The sequence below is a fragment of the Pseudomonas sp. DD1 genome, from assembly GCF_044510355.1.
Taxonomy (GTDB): domain Bacteria; phylum Pseudomonadota; class Gammaproteobacteria; order Pseudomonadales; family Pseudomonadaceae; genus Aquipseudomonas; species Aquipseudomonas shahriarae.
Genome location: NZ_MSAJ01000033.1, coordinates 405,123 through 422,312 on the forward strand (window position 1 = coordinate 405,123; position 17,190 = coordinate 422,312).

At 60.7% G+C, this 17,190-nt stretch carries 16 protein-coding genes and 4 tRNA genes; 15 read left to right on the forward strand and 5 right to left on the reverse strand.

Annotated features, from left to right (window positions below; translation table 11 throughout):
• Positions 1-193: 193 nt before the first annotated feature.
• Together PSFL_RS21010 and PSFL_RS21015 are read left to right on the forward strand one after the other, a co-directional pair.
• Positions 194-739, forward strand: coding sequence for a cytochrome b (locus PSFL_RS21010; RefSeq protein WP_397470440.1), 546 nt, complete (start codon positions 194-196; stop codon positions 737-739).
• 245 nt (positions 740-984) lie between these two features.
• Positions 985-1,218: a hypothetical protein gene (locus tag PSFL_RS21015; RefSeq protein ID WP_397470441.1), complete on the forward strand. Its 234-nt coding sequence runs from the start codon at positions 985-987 to the stop codon at positions 1,216-1,218.
• 46 nt (positions 1,219-1,264) lie between these two features.
• Here PSFL_RS21015 and chrA read toward each other — a convergent pair whose 3' ends face one another.
• Positions 1,265-2,473, reverse strand: a complete 1,209-nt coding sequence (gene chrA / locus PSFL_RS21020; protein ID WP_397470442.1) for a chromate efflux transporter — start codon at positions 2,471-2,473, stop codon at positions 1,265-1,267.
• Positions 2,474-2,669: 196 nt separating this feature from the next.
• On the opposite strand from chrA, the gene PSFL_RS21025 reads away from it, so the two are divergent.
• A complete protein-coding gene (locus PSFL_RS21025; RefSeq protein ID WP_170059680.1) occupies positions 2,670-3,110 on the forward strand; it encodes a TspO/MBR family protein in 441 nt (146 codons plus the stop codon).
• 54 nt (positions 3,111-3,164) lie between these two features.
• Here PSFL_RS21025 and PSFL_RS21030 read toward each other — a convergent pair whose 3' ends face one another.
• A complete protein-coding gene (locus PSFL_RS21030) occupies positions 3,165-4,043 on the reverse strand; it encodes a sensor domain-containing diguanylate cyclase (protein ID WP_170044362.1) in 879 nt (292 codons plus the stop codon).
• 82 nt (positions 4,044-4,125) lie between these two features.
• Positions 4,126-5,517, reverse strand: a complete 1,392-nt coding sequence (locus PSFL_RS21035) for an aldehyde dehydrogenase family protein (protein WP_198849257.1) — start codon at positions 5,515-5,517, stop codon at positions 4,126-4,128.
• A gap of 104 nt (positions 5,518-5,621) precedes the next feature.
• Here PSFL_RS21035 and PSFL_RS21040 point away from each other — a divergent pair, with 104 nt between their 5' ends.
• A complete protein-coding gene (locus tag PSFL_RS21040; protein ID WP_057438593.1) occupies positions 5,622-6,488 on the forward strand; it encodes a LysR family transcriptional regulator in 867 nt (288 codons plus the stop codon).
• Positions 6,489-6,499: 11 nt separating this feature from the next.
• Here PSFL_RS21040 and PSFL_RS21045 read toward each other — a convergent pair whose 3' ends face one another.
• A complete protein-coding gene (locus tag PSFL_RS21045; protein ID WP_057438594.1) occupies positions 6,500-6,709 on the reverse strand; it encodes a hypothetical protein in 210 nt (69 codons plus the stop codon).
• A 261-nt stretch (positions 6,710-6,970) separates the two neighbouring features.
• Positions 6,971-8,167, reverse strand: a complete 1,197-nt coding sequence (locus PSFL_RS21050) for an amino acid aminotransferase (RefSeq protein WP_057960189.1) — start codon at positions 8,165-8,167, stop codon at positions 6,971-6,973.
• 343 nt (positions 8,168-8,510) lie between these two features.
• Between PSFL_RS21050 and uvrB the strand changes: the two genes are divergently transcribed.
• From uvrB to PSFL_RS21105, 11 genes are all read left to right on the forward strand, one after another.
• A complete protein-coding gene (uvrB, locus tag PSFL_RS21055) occupies positions 8,511-10,526 on the forward strand; it encodes an excinuclease ABC subunit UvrB (protein WP_057960188.1) in 2,016 nt (671 codons plus the stop codon).
• Between the two features lie 289 nt (positions 10,527-10,815).
• Positions 10,816-12,297: a glutamate--tRNA ligase gene (gltX, locus tag PSFL_RS21060; RefSeq protein WP_397470443.1), complete on the forward strand. Its 1,482-nt coding sequence runs from the start codon at positions 10,816-10,818 to the stop codon at positions 12,295-12,297.
• A gap of 147 nt (positions 12,298-12,444) precedes the next feature.
• A tRNA-Ala gene (locus PSFL_RS21065) sits at positions 12,445-12,520 on the forward strand.
• Positions 12,521-12,597: 77 nt separating this feature from the next.
• Positions 12,598-12,673: transfer RNA gene (locus PSFL_RS21070), tRNA-Glu, on the forward strand.
• Between the two features lie 50 nt (positions 12,674-12,723).
• Positions 12,724-12,799: transfer RNA gene (locus PSFL_RS21075), tRNA-Ala, on the forward strand.
• A gap of 78 nt (positions 12,800-12,877) precedes the next feature.
• Positions 12,878-12,953: transfer RNA gene (locus PSFL_RS21080), tRNA-Glu, on the forward strand.
• A gap of 181 nt (positions 12,954-13,134) precedes the next feature.
• On the forward strand, positions 13,135-13,674 hold the full coding sequence (locus PSFL_RS21085; RefSeq protein ID WP_057438596.1) for a TetR/AcrR family transcriptional regulator: 540 nt from the start codon (positions 13,135-13,137) through the stop codon (positions 13,672-13,674).
• A 30-nt stretch (positions 13,675-13,704) separates the two neighbouring features.
• Positions 13,705-14,538 (forward strand): alpha/beta hydrolase, encoded by an 834-nt coding sequence (locus tag PSFL_RS21090; RefSeq protein ID WP_115128640.1) that lies wholly within the window; start codon positions 13,705-13,707, stop codon positions 14,536-14,538.
• A 55-nt stretch (positions 14,539-14,593) separates the two neighbouring features.
• Positions 14,594-15,025 carry a thioesterase family protein gene (locus tag PSFL_RS21095; RefSeq protein WP_057438598.1) on the forward strand — a complete coding sequence of 144 codons (432 nt, stop codon included), beginning with the start codon at positions 14,594-14,596 and terminating at the stop codon, positions 15,023-15,025.
• Positions 15,026-15,092: 67 nt separating this feature from the next.
• Positions 15,093-16,052 (forward strand): tRNA dihydrouridine synthase, encoded by a 960-nt coding sequence (locus PSFL_RS21100; RefSeq protein ID WP_397470444.1) that lies wholly within the window; start codon positions 15,093-15,095, stop codon positions 16,050-16,052.
• Between the two features lie 118 nt (positions 16,053-16,170).
• A complete protein-coding gene (locus PSFL_RS21105; RefSeq protein ID WP_057438600.1) occupies positions 16,171-16,620 on the forward strand; it encodes an Hsp20 family protein in 450 nt (149 codons plus the stop codon).
• The last annotated feature ends 570 nt before the right edge of the window (positions 16,621-17,190 follow it).

A 17,190-nucleotide genomic window follows, 5' to 3' on the forward strand; every position in this document is an offset into this window, starting at 1 on the left:
CGTCTCCCCAGTAGGTTTGGGCAGAGTATCGAGGGCATTTCTTAACGGAGTCTGAAGGTCGCAGCAGACGGGCTGGCGCTTCTTCAGATTGTATTAAGGCTGGGCGAGCAGGGTGGCGTGGTTCGATCAGGCGTTAAACCGGATCGAGGTCGGGCGAATGACTCGCTCGCCAGAATGACTGCAGAGGCCCAGCATGACCCGAGACTCCTCCACCCAACGTTATGGAAAACTGTCGATTGCATTGCACTGGCTGATGCTGGGGCTGTTTGTCGGTGTCTATGCCAGCATCGAAATCAAAGGCCTGCTACCCCGTGGGGGCACCATGAGAAGCCTATTCCTGGGACTGCACGGGCTTTTGGGGGCAAGCATTTTTCTTCTGGTCTGGGTGCGTCTGCTTGGGCGCCTGACCCCCCGGCCACCCATAACGCCTGCCTTGCCTGTGTGGCAGACCGGCGCTTCGCACCTGATGCATCTGGCATTGTATGGGCTGATGATTGCGCCCCCGCTGCTGGCCTGGCTGATGTTGTCGGCGGCAGGCAAACCGATGCCTTACTTCGGGTTTTTTCTGCCGTCACTTGTGTCGGTCGATCCGGACCTGGCAAAGCAGTTCAAGCATTGGCACGAGTTGCTTGGCAGTAGCGGTTACTGGCTGATCGGTTTGCATGCGGCGGCAGGTTTGTTCCATCACTACTGGGTTCGGGACAACACCCTGGCGCGGATCCTGCCTAAACGCTTCTGAATGGAGCTTGAGAGTCGAGCGAGCCGTCGAGCCCGGGTTCGGCGGCGTTCCCTCTTGTTCTCAGAGGCTGGGATGGCAAGTGCTGCACCGATGTGGTCGCGAAATCAGCCCTTTTTTGTCCATCCCGGTCTACCATGCCCCTCCGGCAGTGGTTCCTCGCGCTATCGGCCCCCAGCCATCAAGGTATCGCACATGACCTCGTTAACCCGCAACACACCGTCCCCAGCCTCATTCGAGGTGCCGCAATGAGCATTGACCAGATCAGCCTGCCCAAGGGCGTAGGCCCACATGCCATCAAGTTGCTGGAGGCGATCACCGGCGCCAGCACGCCTGAAGAACTGAATCGCGCAGGCGGCAAAGCCGAAGGTTTTGTCCTGGGCCTGGAGTCCACCAAAGCCATCAAAAGCCAAATCGCCGAGTCGTTGTATGTGGCTTACGACGACGCTGCCAGCCATCGTGCGGCTGAGTTGAAGGGCTAGTAGCTGCACGCCCCGGCTGTCGAGCAGGGCGTGGTGGCTGGGTTGTCTACACGATCAGACTCAATAACCAGCCCGCTGCGCCGCTGCCTGCAACCACGAGCCATGGCGGCAGTTTGCAGAACATCAGCGCCACCAGGGCGATCAGTGCCAGGCCGAAGTCTTGTGCGGTGAATATCGCGTTGGTCCACACCGGTTGGTACAGCGCTGCCAGTAATAAACCCACCACCGCGGCATTCACGCCGGCCAGTGCGGCCTGTGCGCGTGTGTTTTGGCGCAGGCTTTGCCAAAAGGGCAGGGCGGCGAAGATCAAGAGAAACGACGGCGCGAAGATAGCCAGCAGGCAGATCACGCCGCCGAGCCAGCCGGTGGGGGCCGGGTTCATCGCGGCGCCGAGGAACGCGGCGAAGGTGAACAAGGGCCCGGGCACGGCTTGGGCCGCGCCGTAGCCGGCGAGGAACACGTCGTTGCTCACCCATTGCGGCGGCACTACTTCGGCTTGCAGCAGGGGCAGTAGCACGTGGCCGCCACCGAACACCAGCGAGCCGCTGCGGTAGAACGCGTCTAGCAGCGCCAGGCTCTGGTGGGGCAGCGTCTGGGCGAGGAGCGGCAGGCCCACCAGCAGGATCAAGAACAGCGCCAACCACATCACTCCCGCGCGGCGGCGGATGGGGATGGCGAGTGCTTCGTGGGTGGCGTTGGGGACGGGGCTGAACAGCAGCAGGCCGACGACGCCTGCGCCGGCAATCACCGCGACCTGGCCCCAGGCCGACGGTATCAACAGGGTAATGACGGCGGCCATCAGCATCAGGAGCATGCGCCCCCCGCTATGGCACAGGTTGCGCGCCATGCCCCACACGGCTTGGGCGACGACCGCCACGGCGACGACTTTGAGGCCATGCAGCGCGCCGTTCGGTATGGCCGAGCTATGCTGGGTCAGGCCCAGGGCGAACAGGATCAAGAGCACGGCGGACGGCAAGGTAAACCCGGCCCAGGCCGCCAGTGCGCCGCTGTAGCCTGCCCGTGACAAACCCAGGGCGATGCCCACCTGGCTGCTGGCCGGGCCGGGGAGAAACTGGCAGAGCGCGACCAGGTCTGCATAGCTGCGCTCGCTCAACCAGCGCCGCCGCGTGACGAATTCATCGCGAAAGTAGCCGAGGTGGGCGACAGGTCCGCCGAAGGAGGTCAGACCCAGGCGCAGGAAAATCAGGAAAACCGACCAGGGACTGCTGCGGTGATCAGCGGGGACGTTGGCCAAGCGCTCGATTCTCTAATGAATGGGAAGAATCAACGCACCCTAAACCTTTTATATGACGTGAAAAAGGTGCGGGCTACGCGAAAACCGGTCAATTAAGCGGATTCGTTTCGGGGCCGATTGAATTTATGGCCGCAAGGTTGGGTCATTTGAGAAGTTACGGTGCCAACTGCGTGCGCCATCCATATAGGGACCGACCATGACGTTCTTCATCTTCCTGCTCGCCTGCGCTACCGCTGCCAGCACCGGCATCATGTTCAAGCCCGGCACCTGGTATCAATCCCTGGTCAAACCGCGCTTCACCCCACCCAATTGGTTGTTTCCGGTGGCCTGGACGATCATCTACCTGCTACTCGCCTGGGCCGGTTACCGCCTGAGCCTGATCCCCGGCAGTCAGACGGTGCTGGCCCTGTGGGCGGCGCAGATTGCCTTGAATACGCTGTGGACCCCGGTGTTCTTCGGCGCGCATCGGATTCTTGCGGGGATGCTGATCATCACGCTGCTCTGGCTCACCGTGGCGGCGATGGTGGTGCTGGCGGTGCGCCTGGACCTGATCACCGGGTTAATCCTGTTCCCGTACCTGGCGTGGCTGAGTGTCGCGGCGGCGTTGAATTTCTCGATCCTGCGCAATAACCGTTGATGGCCTACACGCGTTGGCCTGCCAGTGAGCCCGAACCGGCACAACTGCGCCGCTTCAACAAATAGCTCGCTTGGCGGCCGCGCGGTGGAGTTTCTTCAGCCGGTACATATCACCATCGGCATGGCTGAGCAGCGTATCGGCATTGTCCCCGTCAGCCGGGTAACGGGCTACGCCGATGCTGCACGATGGCATTGTCACCGGGCCAAACTCAGGGCCCAGCGGTTCGGCCATGATGGCAAGGATCTGCTGTACCTTCTCGGCCACCGCCTCTTCTGAATGAAGATCGGTCAACAGCACGGTGAATTCATCCCCACCCATCCGCGCTACTGTGTCGGTGTCCCGCACACAGCCTTCCAGGCGTCGTGCAATGGCACATAGCACGCGGTCGCCGGCGGCATGTCCATGCACATCATTGATGCCCTTGAAATCATTGATATCCAGGAACAGCAGCGCCAGTGTGCTGTTCTGGCGGCGCGCGTTGCGCAACGCGGAGTCCAGCCGATCATTGAACAACGAGCGATTGGTCAGGGCGGTCAGTGGGTCGTGGTGGGCGAGAAAGCGCAGTTCCTCCTCGGCCTGGGTGAGGGCGGTGATGTCCCGCGCCACGCCGATCCGGGCGCCCACATCCTCGGACCAGAATGCCGCCCACAGGATATGCACGACACTGCCATCCTTGCGCAGATAGCGGTTGCGGAAATCGACGTGGGGCTGGCCGTTCATCACTCGGATGATCGAGGCTCGGGTGGTTGCCAGGTCTTCAGGGTGCATATAGTCGGTGATCAAGTTGCCGGTCAACTCGTCGGCACGGTAGCCGAGCAGCGTCTCGCAGGCATCGCTGACAAATGCGATCTGATTGTCCCTGTCGACCACGAAAACCGTATCCAGCATCAGATGGATCAGTTTGGGGTAGAGCGCTTGCAGGTCAACGGGCATAGGTCAGTGCAGTCCGGTTCAAATATCGGCCTGATCATATCCCGAACCTGCAGGCTGGCAATGAGCAATCTTGACTATCGGCCTACCGCCGATCTATCCATACCGTCTGCGCATTGCAGAATTCCCGCACGCCGAAATGTGACAGTTCGCGGCCAAATCCACTCTTTTTCACTCCGCCAAACGCCACCCGAGGATCGGACACGCTGTAGGCGTTGATAAAGACCCCGCCGGTTTCCAGCTGGTTGGCGATCTCGCGTGCCTTGGCTGGGTCGCGGGTGAAGAGGCTGGCAGTGAGGCCGAACTCGCTGTCGTTGGCCAGGGCCACGGCATGCTCGGCGTCGCGGGCGCTGATGATCGAGGCGACGGGGCCGAACAGTTCCTGTCTGAACGAGGTCATCTGGTCGGTGACGTTGGCCAGGACGGTGGGGGCGTAATAGTTGCCCGCGCCTTCAATAGGATGGCCGCCCAGCAGCAGGGTGGCGCCTTCGGCCAGGGTCGCCTGGACTTGTGCGTGCAGCTCGTCACGCAGGTCGAAGCGGGCCATGGGGCCAATGTAGGTGTCGCTCGACGTCGGGTCGCCCATCACCAGTTGGCGGCTGGCTTCAAGGAATCTGGCGGTGAACGCCTCGACCACGCCTTGCTCGATGATCAGGCGCTTGGCGGCGGCGCAGACCTGGCCGGAGTTCTGGAAGCGGCCGATCACCGCCGCTTGCACGGCGGCGTCGAGGTCGGCGTCGTTGAGCACGATAAAGGGGTCGGAGCCGCCCAGTTCCAGTACGCACTTTTTCAGCGCGGCGCCGGCTTGCGAGCCGATGGCGATGCCGGCGCGCACGCTGCCGGTCAGGGTCACGGCGGCGATGCGTGGGTCGGCGATGGCCTTGGACACGCCGTCGGGGGTGACGTTGATCACTTCGAACAGGCCATCGGCGAAGCCGGCTTTGTGGAAGGCCTTTTGCATCAGGTAGGCGCTGCCCATCACGTTGGGCGCGTGCTTGAGCACGTAGGTATTGCCGCTGAGCATGGTCGGCACGGCGCCGCGCAGCACTTGCCACACCGGGAAATTCCACGGCATTACCGCGAGGATCGGGCCCAAGGGGCGATATTCGATCTGGGCGCTGCCGTTGTCCACCAGGGTCGGTTCCGGGGCGAGCATGGCCGGGCCGTGGGCGGCGTACCACTCGGCCAGCAAGGCGCATTTCTCGATTTCGCCACGGGCCTGGGCGATGGGCTTGCCCATTTCCAGGGTGATCATTTGCGCCATTTCTTCGGCTTGTTCGCGCAGGGCGCCGGCCAGGGCCAGGAGCAATTCGGCGCGCTGTGCCACTGGCGTATGGCGACCCTTGTGAAAGGCGGTGCTGGCGCGAGTGAGGGCGGCATCCAGTTGCGCGGCGGATTCGTACGGGTAGCTGCCGACGGTTTCGCCATTGGCGGGGTTGATCGACAAGGCATGGGTCTGGTGAGTGATAGCGTTCATGGCACCGTCCTGCGCAGTGTTGGAGAAGGTGTCCAGCGTACGGGGCTGTATCTTTTCCGGGAACTGAATAATATTAAGCAATACGTTCACGATTGGAGAATGACTTGGATCTGGTGCAGTTGGAGATTTTCAAGGCCGTGGCCGAGCAAGGCAGCATCAGCGCCGCCGCACAGCTGATTCATCGGGTGCCATCGAACCTGACCACCCGTATCAAGCAATTGGAGCAGGACCTGGGTGTCGAGCTGTTTATCCGTGAGAAAAGTCGACTGCGCCTGTCGCCTGCCGGCTGGAATTTCCTCGGTTATGCACGGCGCATCCTTGACCTGGTGCAAGAGGCCCGCGCCACCGTGGCGGGTGAGGAGCCCCAGGGCCCCTTCGCCCTGGGCTCGCTGGAAAGCACCGCCGCCGTGCGAATCCCGGCATTGCTGGCGGCCTACAACCAGAAACACGCCAAGGTCGAACTGGACCTGACCACCGGGCCCTCGGGCACGATGATCGAAGGCGTGTTATCGGGGCGACTGGCGGCGGCGTTTGTCGATGGCCCGGTGTTGCACCCGACCCTGGAGGGAGTGGCGGTGTTTGAGGAGGAGATGGTGGTGATTGCGCCCTTGCATCACGCGCCGATCAGCCGTGGGCAGGATGTGAACGGTGAGAACATCTATACCTTTCGCTCCAACTGCTCATACCGGCACCACTTTGAGCGCTGGTTTTCCCAGGACGGCGCGATGCCGGGGAAGATTTTCGAGATGGAGTCGTACCACGGCATGCTCGCCTGTGTCAGCGCCGGCGCCGGGCTGGCGCTGATGCCGCGCAGCATGTTGGAGAGCATGCCGGGGTTTACCACGGTCAGCGTATGGCCGTTGGCCGACGAGTTCCGCCTGCTCAACACCTGGCTGATCTGGCGTCGGGGCACGGTGTCGCAGAGTTTGGACAGCTTTGTGCAACTGCTACAGGAACGCATTCCCCTGTAGGAGTCGGCAAGCTAGCCACCAAACTGCAGGGTGCCCATCGCCAGTTTCGCCATCAGCGCCGTGGCCCCCAGTTGCACCAGCCACAAGGCCAGGCCGCCGAGGAAGACGCCCAGGGCGACTTGCAGCACCAGGCTTTTTTGCCGCTTGGCTGGGGGCGTGCGCGGGGTGAAGTGATCCAGTTCGTCGCGGTCGGCACGCAGGTCCAGGTCGTCGTTTCTCATAAGGCTCTCGCAGCAAAGGGGCAGTCGGTGTTCAGTCTAGGGGTTGGGCGCCGCAAGTGGTGAACTTGTTGTGGCGAGCGAGCTTGCTCGCGTTGGGGCGCATAGCGGCCCCTTGTTCAGGCACCGTGGTGGTCCAGTAAGTTCAGGGTGGCAGGTATTGGGGCTGCTGCGCAGCCCAGCGCGAGCAAGCTTGCTCGCCACGGGGGGCACAAATGGAAAGGGGAAGCCACTGGCTTCCCCCTTCGTACCCCGCGATCAGGCTTACAGCACCTGCACAATCGCCTTGGTCACGGCAGCGATATTCGCCTGGTTCAACGCCGCCACGCAGATGCGGCCGGTGTCGAGGGCGTAGATACCGAACTCGCTGCGCAGGCGGGTGACTTGCTCTACGGTCAGGCCGGAGTAGGAGAACATCCCGCGCTGGCGACCGACGAAGCTGAAGTCGTGGCCCGGAGCAGCCTTGGCCAGGTCGCTGACCATCTGCTCGCGCATGCCGCGGATGCGCAAACGCATTTCGGCCAGTTCTGCTTCCCACTGGGCGCGCAGCTCTGGGTTGTTGAGCACTGCCGCCACAATCGCCGCGCCGTGGGTCGGCGGGTTGGAGTAGTTGGTGCGGATCACGCGCTTGACCTGGGACAGGATGCGCGCGCTTTCTTCTTTCGATTCGCTGACGATGGACAGTGCGCCCACGCGCTCGCCGTACAGCGAGAACGATTTGGAGAACGAGCTGGACACAAAGAAGGTCAGGCCCGACTCGGCGAACAGGCGCACGGCGGCGGCATCTTCGTCGATACCGTCGCCAAAGCCCTGGTAGGCCATGTCGAGGAACGGCACCAGGTTTTTGGCCTTGACCACTTCCAGCACGTCTTTCCAGTCGGCCGGGCTCAGGTCGACGCCGGTCGGGTTGTGGCAGCAGGCGTGCAGCACGACGATGGACTGGGCGGGCAGGGCGTTGAGGTCTTCCAGCAGGCCGGCGCGGTTCACATCGTGGGTGGCCGCGTCGTAATAACGATAGGTCTGTACCGGGAAGCCGGCTTTTTCGAACAGCGCCTGGTGGTTTTCCCAGCTTGGGTCGCTGATGGCAACTACGGCATTGGGCAGCAGTTGCTTGAGGAAGTCAGCGCCGATTTTCAGTGCGCCGGTGCCGCCAACGGCCTGGGCAGTGATCACCCGACCAGCGCTCAACAGCGGCGACTCAGTGCCGAACAGCAGCTTTTGCACGGCCAGGTCGTAGGCGGCAATGCCATCAATCGGCAAGTAGCCACGGGCGGCGTGTTGCGCCACGCGAATGGCTTCCGCTTCGGCAACGGCACGCAGGAGTGGAATCTTCCCCTCCTCGTTGCAGTAAACGCCCACGCCAAGGTTGACCTTGTCAGTACGGGTATCGGCGTTGAATGCTTCGTTGAGGCCCAGGATAGGATCGCGTGGTGCCATTTCGACAGCGGAGAACAGGCTCATTTTTGCGGCAGCTCTATGGGGGAATGGAGGGACGTGTCGCGCTCCAGCCGAATGCACTAGAGCGGTGCACAAACGGGGAGCTAGTATAGAGGCCAACACCGCTCGCGGCGACAGCCGAAATGGCTTTTCGGCCAAGTTTTTCGGTTTATTTATCGACCGTTAGTCTTATTGCAACATTGATGGCCGCAGGCATGCAGGACGATTGCCTTGAAACCCGTCACATTCGCCTCCACTTCTACAGCTATCATGGTTTTTTCCTACGGCTCGCTCTGATATTTAGCAGGCTGTGGTCTTTTTCGTCCCCGACGGGTTTACAGTCTGGGGTGACTTCAAGAGGTACGTTATGTCGGATTTCCAACTAGTCACCCGCTTTGAACCTGCTGGCGACCAGCCCGAGGCCATCCGCCTGATGGTCGAAGGCATCGAGGCTGGCCTGTCCCACCAGACCTTGCTTGGGGTGACCGGCTCCGGCAAGACCTTCAGCATTGCCAACGTGATCGCGCAGATCAACCGCCCGACCCTGGTGCTGGCACCGAACAAGACCCTCGCCGCGCAGTTGTACGGTGAATTCAAGGCGTTCTTCCCGAACAACGCGGTGGAGTACTTCGTCTCCTACTACGACTACTACCAGCCCGAAGCCTATGTGCCGTCCTCCGATACCTTTATCGAGAAGGATGCGTCGATCAACGACCATATCGAGCAGATGCGGCTGTCGGCGACCAAGGCGCTGCTGGAACGCAAGGACGCGATCATCGTCACCACCGTTTCTTGCATCTACGGCCTGGGCAGCCCGGAAACCTATTTGAAGATGGTGCTGCACGTCGATCGCGGCGACAAACTCGACCAGCGCGCCTTGCTGCGGCGCCTGGCGGATTTGCAATACACCCGCAACGATATGGACTTTGCCCGCGCGACCTTCCGCGTGCGTGGCGACGTGATCGACATCTACCCGGCAGAGTCGGACCTGGAAGCGATCCGGATCGAGCTGTTCGACGATGAAGTCGAGAGTTTGTCGGCCTTCGATCCATTGACTGGCGAAGTGATCCGCAAACTGCCGCGTTTCACGTTCTATCCAAAAAGCCACTATGTGACACCCCGTGAAACCCTTTTGGATGCCATGGAGGGGATCAAGGCCGAGCTGGCCGAGCGCCTCGAATACCTGCGCGCCAACAATAAGCTGGTGGAAGCCCAGCGCCTGGAGCAGCGCACGCGTTTTGACCTGGAGATGATCCTCGAGCTGGGCTACTGCAACGGCATCGAAAACTACTCGCGCTACCTGTCGGGGCGCGAATCCGGCGCGCCACCACCGACCCTCTACGACTACCTGCCGGCAGACGCCTTGCTGGTGATCGACGAATCCCACGTCAGCGTGCCGCAAGTCGGTGCCATGTATAAAGGCGACCGTTCGCGCAAGGAAACCCTGGTGGAGTACGGCTTCCGCCTGCCTTCGGCGCTGGATAACCGGCCGATGCGCTTTGACGAATGGGAAAGCATCAGCCCGCAGACCATCTTTGTGTCCGCCACGCCGGGCAACTACGAGGCCGAGCATGCTGGCCGGGTGATCGAGCAACTGGTGCGTCCCACCGGCCTGGTCGACCCGCAAATCGAGATCCGCCCGGCCCTGACCCAGGTCGATGACTTGCTGTCGGAGATCACCAAGCGCGTGGCTCTGGAAGAACGGGTGCTGGTCACCACGCTGACCAAGCGCATGTCCGAAGACCTTACCGATTACCTCGCCGACCACGGCGTGCGCGTGCGTTACCTGCACTCGGACATCGACACGGTGGAGCGCGTGGAGATCATCCGCGACCTGCGCCTGGGCACGTTCGATGTGCTGGTGGGCATCAACCTGCTGCGTGAAGGCCTGGACATGCCCGAGGTGTCGCTGGTGGCGATCCTTGACGCGGACAAGGAGGGTTTCCTGCGCTCCGAGCGCTCGCTGATCCAGACCATCGGCCGTGCGGCGCGTAACCTCAATGGCCGGGCGATTTTGTATGCCGACCGCATCACCGGCTCCATGGAGCGGGCCATCGGCGAAACCGAGCGCCGCCGCGACAAGCAAATTGCGTTCAACCTGGCCAATGGCATCACCCCCAAGGGCGTGTTCAAGGACGTGGCCGACATTATGGAAGGCGCCACCGTACCGGGCTCGCGCAGCAAGAAGCGCAAAGGCATGGCCAAGGCTGCCGAGGAAAACGCCAAGTACGAAAACGAACTGCGCTCGCCGAGCGAAATCACCAAGCGTATCCGCCAACTGGAAGAGAAGATGTACCAGCTGGCGCGGGACCTGGAGTTTGAAGCGGCGGCGCAGATGCGCGATGAGATTGGCAAGTTGCGCGAGCGGTTGCTGACGGTCTGAAGTTGCGTTGATGGGGCGGGCCTCATCGCAGGCAAGCCAGCTCCCACATGTGCAATGCATTTCAACATGTGGGAGCTGGCTTGCCTGCGATGGCGGCGCAGTGTCGGTTACGAAAGGCAATGGAATATAGCCAGCTAACGATCTGCCAAATAGCTATCTCGCGGTTGCAGCCCCAACCTTGGTTTATATGCCCTTTGTTGATCGGCCCACGCTGGAGCCGGGGGGCTTGGGGCTGTTACCATTCGCCCCTTGTTTTATTTTCAGCTTTATTGCCCATTCGAGACCCGCCATGACCACCGTCCGCACGCGCATCGCGCCATCGCCTACTGGGGATCCCCACGTCGGTACTGCCTACATCGCCTTGTTCAACTACTGCTTTGCCAAGCAGCACGGCGGTGAATTCATCCTGCGGATCGAAGACACGGACCAAGTGCGTTCGACCCGTGAGTCGGAACAGCAGATTTTCGATGCCCTGCGCTGGTTGGGCATTACCTGGGCTGAAGGCCCGGATGTCGGCGGCCCACATGGCCCGTATCGCCAGAGCGAGCGCAGCGACATCTATAAAAAGTACACCCAGCAACTGGTCGACATGGGCCATGCCTTCCCGTGCTTCTGCACCGCCGAAGAACTGGACCAGATGCGCGCCGAGCAACAGGCTCGCGGCGAAACCCCGCGCTACGATGGCCGCGCACTGCTGCTGTCGAAAGACGAAGTGGCCCAGCGCCTGGCTGCCGGTGAACCTCACGTCATTCGTATGAAAGTGCCGAGCGAAGGCGTGTGCGTGGTGCCGGACATGTTGCGCGGCGATGTGGAGATCCCGTGGGACCGCATGGACATGCAAGTGCTGATGAAGACCGACGGCCTGCCGACGTACTTCCTGGCCAACGTGGTCGATGACCACCTGATGGGCATCACCCACGTACTGCGTGGCGAAGAGTGGCTGCCATCGGCGCCCAAGTTGATCCTGCTTTACGAATACTTCGGCTGGGAACAGCCGCAGCTGTGCTACATGCCGCTGCTGCGTAACCCGGACAAGAGCAAGCTGTCCAAGCGCAAGAACCCGACCTCGGTGACCTTCTACGAGCGCATGGGCTTCATGCCTGAAGCGATGCTCAACTATCTGGGCCGCATGGGCTGGTCGATGCCGGACGAGCGCGAGAAGTTCTCGCTGCAGGAAATGGTCGATAACTTCGACCTGTCCCGCGTCTCCCTGGGCGGGCCGATCTTCGATATCGAGAAGCTGTCGTGGCTCAATGGCCAATGGCTGCGTGACCTGCCGGTGGAAGAATTCGCCAGCCGTGTGCAGCAGTGGGCGTTGAACCCCGAGTACATGATGAAGATTGCCCCGCTGGTGCAGGGCAGGGTGGAGACGTTCAGCCAGGTCGCTCCGCTGGCCAGCTTCTTCTTTGCCGGGGGCGTGAATCCGGATGCCAAGCTGTTCGAGTCGAAGAAACTCTCGGCCGACCAGGTTCGCCAGTTGATGCAGTTGATCCTGTGGAAGCTTGAAAGCCTGCGCCAGTGGGAGAAGGACGCCATCACCGCAACCATCCAGGCGGTGGTCGAGTCCCTGGAGTTGAAACTGCGCGATGCCATGCCGCTGATGTTTGCCGCGATTACCGGGCAGGCCAGTTCGGTGTCGGTACTTGATGCGATGGAAATCCTCGGCCCTGACCTGACCCGCTTCCGTCTGCGCCAAGCCCTTGATTTGCTGGGCGGTGTGTCGAAGAAAGAAAACAAGGAATGGGAAAAGCTGCTGGGTGCTATCGCCTAGTTAAGCGCTGGTAAGGTCAAAACCCCGGCTTTCCGGGGTTTTGACGGTAAGTGATTGTTATCCCGGCAAAAAACTTTGAAAATTGTTGAAAATAAATTTGACAGCCTTTCAAAGCGCCATTAAGATTCGCCCCGTCCTCACCGATGAGGGGCTATAGCTCAGCTGGGAGAGCGCTTGCATGGCATGCAAGAGGTCAACGGTTCGATCCCGTTTAGCTCCACCAATTTACAGGTTCAAGGTCTGGCCACACCGTCCTTGAATTGATCAGGCCTAGCTTGATCAGGTTGTACAGAAGGTTTTGTCCCCTTCGTCTAGTGGCCTAGGACACCGCCCTTTCACGGCGGTAACAGGGGTTCGAGTCCCCTAGGGGACGCCAGTTTCAACAAGCAGCTCGCAAGGTCTGCTGCGCCGCGAGGCGAAAAATCCGGGGCTATAGCTCAGCTGGGAGAGCGCTTGCATGGCATGCAAGAGGTCAACGGTTCGATCCCGTTTAGCTCCACCAATTTACAGGTTCAAGGTCTGGCCACACCGTCCTTGAACTGATCAGTCTCAGCCTGATCATGTTGTATAGAAGGTTTGTGTCCCCTTCGTCTAGTGGCCTAGGACACCGCCCTTTCACGGCGGTAACAGGGGTTCGAGTCCCCTAGGGGACGCCACGATTACCCGCTCTGCGGGATTTATAAGGGTCATTCGATTATTGAATGGCCCTTTTGTTTGTCTGGCGTTTGGGTTTTCTCCCTCCCTCTACAAAAATCTCTTCTGACCAGCGGTCGAATTCAGCGCTTGCTAAAAAGTATTATGAAGATAATATTTTAACCGTAATATTCGGAGGCCGTCATGAGCGATAAAAAAGCGCAAACCCGTGAACGTATTCTGCAAGCCGCCAGCTCCGCGCTGATTCAGCGTGGCCCGGCCGAACCGAGTGTGGGTGAGGTCATGGGGGCCGCGGGCCTGACCGTTGGCGGCTTCTACGCCCACTTTGAAAGCAAGGACGCCTTGATGCTGGAGGCGTTCGAGCAACTGCTGGCGCGGCGCCGGGCGTCTATCGAAGATATGGACCCTAGCCTGACAGGCGAAGAGCGCCGCGCCCTGGTGGCGGCGTTCTACCTGTCGCGCAAGCACCGCGATTCTACCGCCCAGGCCTGCCCGATCCCGGCCACGGTGGGCGAGATGAGCCGCTTGCCGGATGAGTTTCGCGATGTGCTGAGCCAGCACGTCGAGCTGATGGCTGCGCAACTGGCCGCCAGCCCGGAAGACACCGACAAAGCCCTGGCCGACATGGCCTTGATGATTGGCGGCCTGGCATTGGCCCGGGCCCTGGGGCCGGGCGAATTGTCGGATCGTGTATTGCGCGCCTCCAAGTCGGCAGTGCGCTGAACAAGGCTTGTGAGCCTGGGGAGTGAAGGGATGAGCACCTTGAACTGGATTCGCCGTGTCAACGGCACCGTGGGCAGGCTGGCGCCGCAAACCATCGCCAACCAGATGCGTCGCGCCTTCATGACGCCTCGGGATCTGCCGCCCCGTGCGTGGGAATTGCCGCTGCTGGCGCAGGCCGAGCGCATCACCTTGCGTTTTGGCCTGTCGGCGCTGCGTTGGGGCCAGGGCCCGGCAGTGCTGATGATGCATGGTTGGGAAGGGCGACCAACCCAGTTCGCCAGCTTGATCGACGCATTGGTGGGCGCCGGTTATTCGGTGATTGCCCTCGACGGCCCGGCCCATGGTCGCTCGCCGGGCCGTGAGGCCCACGTGGTGCTGTTTGCCCGGGCGATGCTGGAAGCGGCCGCTGAGTTGCCGCCGCTGCACGCGGTGGTCGGTCACTCCATGGGCGGCGCCAGTGCGATGCTGGCCATCCAATTGGGCCTGCGCACCAATGCGTTGGTGAGCATTGCGGCCCCTTCCCGTTTGCTCGATGTATTGCGCGGCTTTGCCTCGGTGGTCGGCATGCCGGAGCGGGCGCGTGCAGCGTTTATCCAGGAGGTCGAGTACGCCCTGGGCATCCCGCTCAAGCACCTGGATGTGGCCCACTATCAAATGAATATCCCAGGGCTGATCGTGCATGCCGAAGACGACACCTTCGTCCCGGTCAAGGCCTCACAGATGATCCACGAGGCCTGGTTCGACAGCCGCCTGTTGCGCCTGGAGCAAGGCGGGCATCAGAAGGTCCTGGCCGACCCGCGAGTGGTCGAAGGCGTGCTGGCGCTGCTGGCCGGCTGCCGTGAACCGGCGCGGCAAACCGCTTGAGCCAAGCGATGGGTTACACTGCTGCCCGCCGACATTAATCGACCGGGAGCTGGGCATGGGCTGGGACTTGGCAAAGCCGTTTATCATTGATCTGCAGGTGGCCGCTGAGGACATCGACGGCCTGGGGCATGCCAATAATGCCGTTTACGTCTCCTGGTTGGAGCGTTGCGCCTGGCGCCACTCCCAGCGTCTGGGCCTGGATCTTGCCGAGTACCGGCGCCTGGATCGGGCCATGGCGGTGGTGCGCCATGAAATCGACTATCTGGCAGCCGGCTACGAAGGCGATGAGTTGCAACTGGCGACCTGGATCGTCGATTGGGACCAGCGCCTGAAGATGACCCGGCGCTTCCAACTGATGCGCCCCAGTGATGGCGCCACCTTGTTGCGTGCGCAAACCACCTTTGTCTGTATCGAACTCTCCAGCGGCAAGCCCAAGCGCATGCCGGCGGAGTTTATCGAAGGCTATGGCGTGGCGATCCACATCTGACAAGGGGGTTAACGGTTGCTGTGGGAAACCCAGTAAACTGCGCCACGTTTTTCGTTGAGTGTTTTCCATGCAAATTGCCTTGGCGCCCATGGAGGGGTTGGTCGACAACATCCTGCGGGACGTGCTGACCCAGGTGGGCGGTATTGATTGGTGCGTGACCGAATTTATCCGGGTCAACGACCGCCTGCTGACCCCGGCCTATTTCCACAAGCTTGCTCCTGAACTGCTGCACGGTGCCAAAACCGCTGCGGGCGTGCCTTTGCGTGTGCAGTTGCTGGGCTCTGATCCCGTGTGCCTGGCGGAAAACGCCGCGCTGGCCTGTGAGTTGGGGTCTGAGGTGATCGACCTGAACTTTGGCTGCCCGGCCAAGACGGTCAACAAGTCCCGCGGCGGCGCGGTGCTGCTCAAGGAACCGGAACTGCTCAACCAGATCGTCGAGCACGTACGTCGTGCGGTGCCGGCGCATATCCCGGTGACCGCCAAGATGCGCCTGGGCTTCGACAGTCCGGACGGTGCGCTGGTGTGTGCCACTGCTCTGGCGGAAGGTGGTGCGGCACATATCGTGGTGCATGCGCGGACCAAGGCCGATGGCTACAAGCCGCCAGCCCATTGGGAGTGGATCCCGCGTGTGCAGGACGTGGTCAAGGTGCCGGTGTTCGCCAACGGTGATATCTGGAGTGTCGAAGACTGGCGACGCTGCCGCGAGATCAGCGGTGTCGAGGACATCATGCTCGGTCGCGGCCTGGTGGCGCGTCCCGACCTGGCCCGGCAAATCGCCGCCGCAGGTGCCGGTGAAGACGTGGTGGAGATGAGTTGGGAGGAGATGCAGCCCATGCTTCGGGAGTTCTGGACGCAGTCTGTAGCGCAACTGACTGAGCGCCAGGCACCAGGTCGTCTGAAGCAGTGGCTGGCGATGCTGACGCGCAACTACCCGCAAGCTGTAGAGCTGTTTACCGCGCTGCGCCGGGAAACCGACCTTCAGCAGGTCAGCCGTTTGCTCGGAATGCCTCACCCCCAAGGGGTCTGAAAATTTTCTTATGGCCTCTCTTGAAATGTACTTGGCGGTCCTTATCTAGGGATTACACGATGCCGAATTCGGGTCGTGGAGATAAAGAACCTTGCTGATTATTTCAGGAGATTTGACCATGAGTACCGCATTTTCCCTGGCACCGCTGTTTCGCTCTTCCGTGGGTTTCGACCGTTTCAACGACCTGTTCGAAACCGCGCTGCGCAACGAGCCGGGCAGCAGCTACCCACCCTATAACGTCGAGAAGCACGCTGAAGACCAATACCGCATCGTGATCGCGGCGGCCGGTTTCCAGGAAGACGATTTGGAGTTGCAGGTAGAGAAAGGCGTCTTGACCGTCAGTGGTGGCAAGCGTGACACCAAGGCCGAGAACGTCACCTATCTACATCAAGGCATTGCCCAGCGCGCCTTCAAGTTGTCGTTCCGCTTGGCGGACCATATTGAGATCAAGGCCGCAGACCTGAGCAATGGATTGTTGAGCATTGACCTGCTGCGAGTAGTGCCGGAAGAGGCAAAGGCCAAGCGCATCCCGATCAATGGGGGGCAGAAGCCGGCCCTGCAACACTGAGTCTATATTTTTAAGTTTTTCATCTCTTCAAGAAAGGGCGCCTCTGGCGCCCTTTTTTTGTTTAAGGCGCTAAGGGCGGGAGTAAGTGATTTAACCAGTAGCGCTACGGTTGTTGTTTAGTTGAAAAGTGCCGATTGGTTTTTTGTACTAGTGAGTGTGTGTAACTTGTTTTTAGTTTTGCCCAAGTTTGGAAGGTGTGAAGCGGATTGTGTTTTTTGGTTTTACTGTGCGTGACCACTGTATTTTTCGCGCGGGAAATATCACGGGCCGTCCTGTGAAAGATTGAGGAATCATGACGTTTTTTTTCATCGAGGCAGTTTATTAACGGGTATGACGTTGTTTTCCCCAGGAAAAGCGCTGGGAAGCTGATTTTCTGCAGAAGTCCATAGGTAAAAGTCTGAAGTTCTCTATTAGTGTCCTTATGTTTTCAGGGATTTCTGGAACCCGAACGCTTTTTGCTCCACGAAATCATGGACTTTGATTCGGTTGCTACCGTTTCAAGTCATCAGTAAATCGTGTTGATTATGGGTATTTGAATGCCCTGGTGCTTTTCTGAAAAGAGGGATGACT

Coding starts and splice junctions, on each gene's coding strand:
- PSFL_RS21045 (WP_057438594.1), bottom strand. CDS start 6,709: ATGAGAAACGACGACCTGGACCTGCGTGCCGACCGCGACGAACTGGAT.
- PSFL_RS21090 (WP_115128640.1), top strand. CDS start 13,705: ATGAGCACCTTGAACTGGATTCGCCGTGTCAACGGCACCGTGGGCAGG.
- PSFL_RS21010 (WP_397470440.1), top strand. CDS start 194: ATGACCCGAGACTCCTCCACCCAACGTTATGGAAAACTGTCGATTGCA.
- PSFL_RS21100 (WP_397470444.1), top strand. CDS start 15,093: ATGCAAATTGCCTTGGCGCCCATGGAGGGGTTGGTCGACAACATCCTG.
- gltX (WP_397470443.1), top strand. CDS start 10,816: ATGACCACCGTCCGCACGCGCATCGCGCCATCGCCTACTGGGGATCCC.
- PSFL_RS21015 (WP_397470441.1), top strand. CDS start 985: ATGAGCATTGACCAGATCAGCCTGCCCAAGGGCGTAGGCCCACATGCC.
- PSFL_RS21050 (WP_057960189.1), bottom strand. CDS start 8,167: ATGAGCCTGTTCTCCGCTGTCGAAATGGCACCACGCGATCCTATCCTG.
- PSFL_RS21035 (WP_198849257.1), bottom strand. CDS start 5,517: ATGAACGCTATCACTCACCAGACCCATGCCTTGTCGATCAACCCCGCC.
- uvrB (WP_057960188.1), top strand. CDS start 8,511: ATGTCGGATTTCCAACTAGTCACCCGCTTTGAACCTGCTGGCGACCAG.
- PSFL_RS21095 (WP_057438598.1), top strand. CDS start 14,594: ATGGGCTGGGACTTGGCAAAGCCGTTTATCATTGATCTGCAGGTGGCC.
- PSFL_RS21105 (WP_057438600.1), top strand. CDS start 16,171: ATGAGTACCGCATTTTCCCTGGCACCGCTGTTTCGCTCTTCCGTGGGT.
- PSFL_RS21085 (WP_057438596.1), top strand. CDS start 13,135: ATGAGCGATAAAAAAGCGCAAACCCGTGAACGTATTCTGCAAGCCGCC.
- PSFL_RS21030 (WP_170044362.1), bottom strand. CDS start 4,043: ATGCCCGTTGACCTGCAAGCGCTCTACCCCAAACTGATCCATCTGATG.
- PSFL_RS21025 (WP_170059680.1), top strand. CDS start 2,670: ATGACGTTCTTCATCTTCCTGCTCGCCTGCGCTACCGCTGCCAGCACC.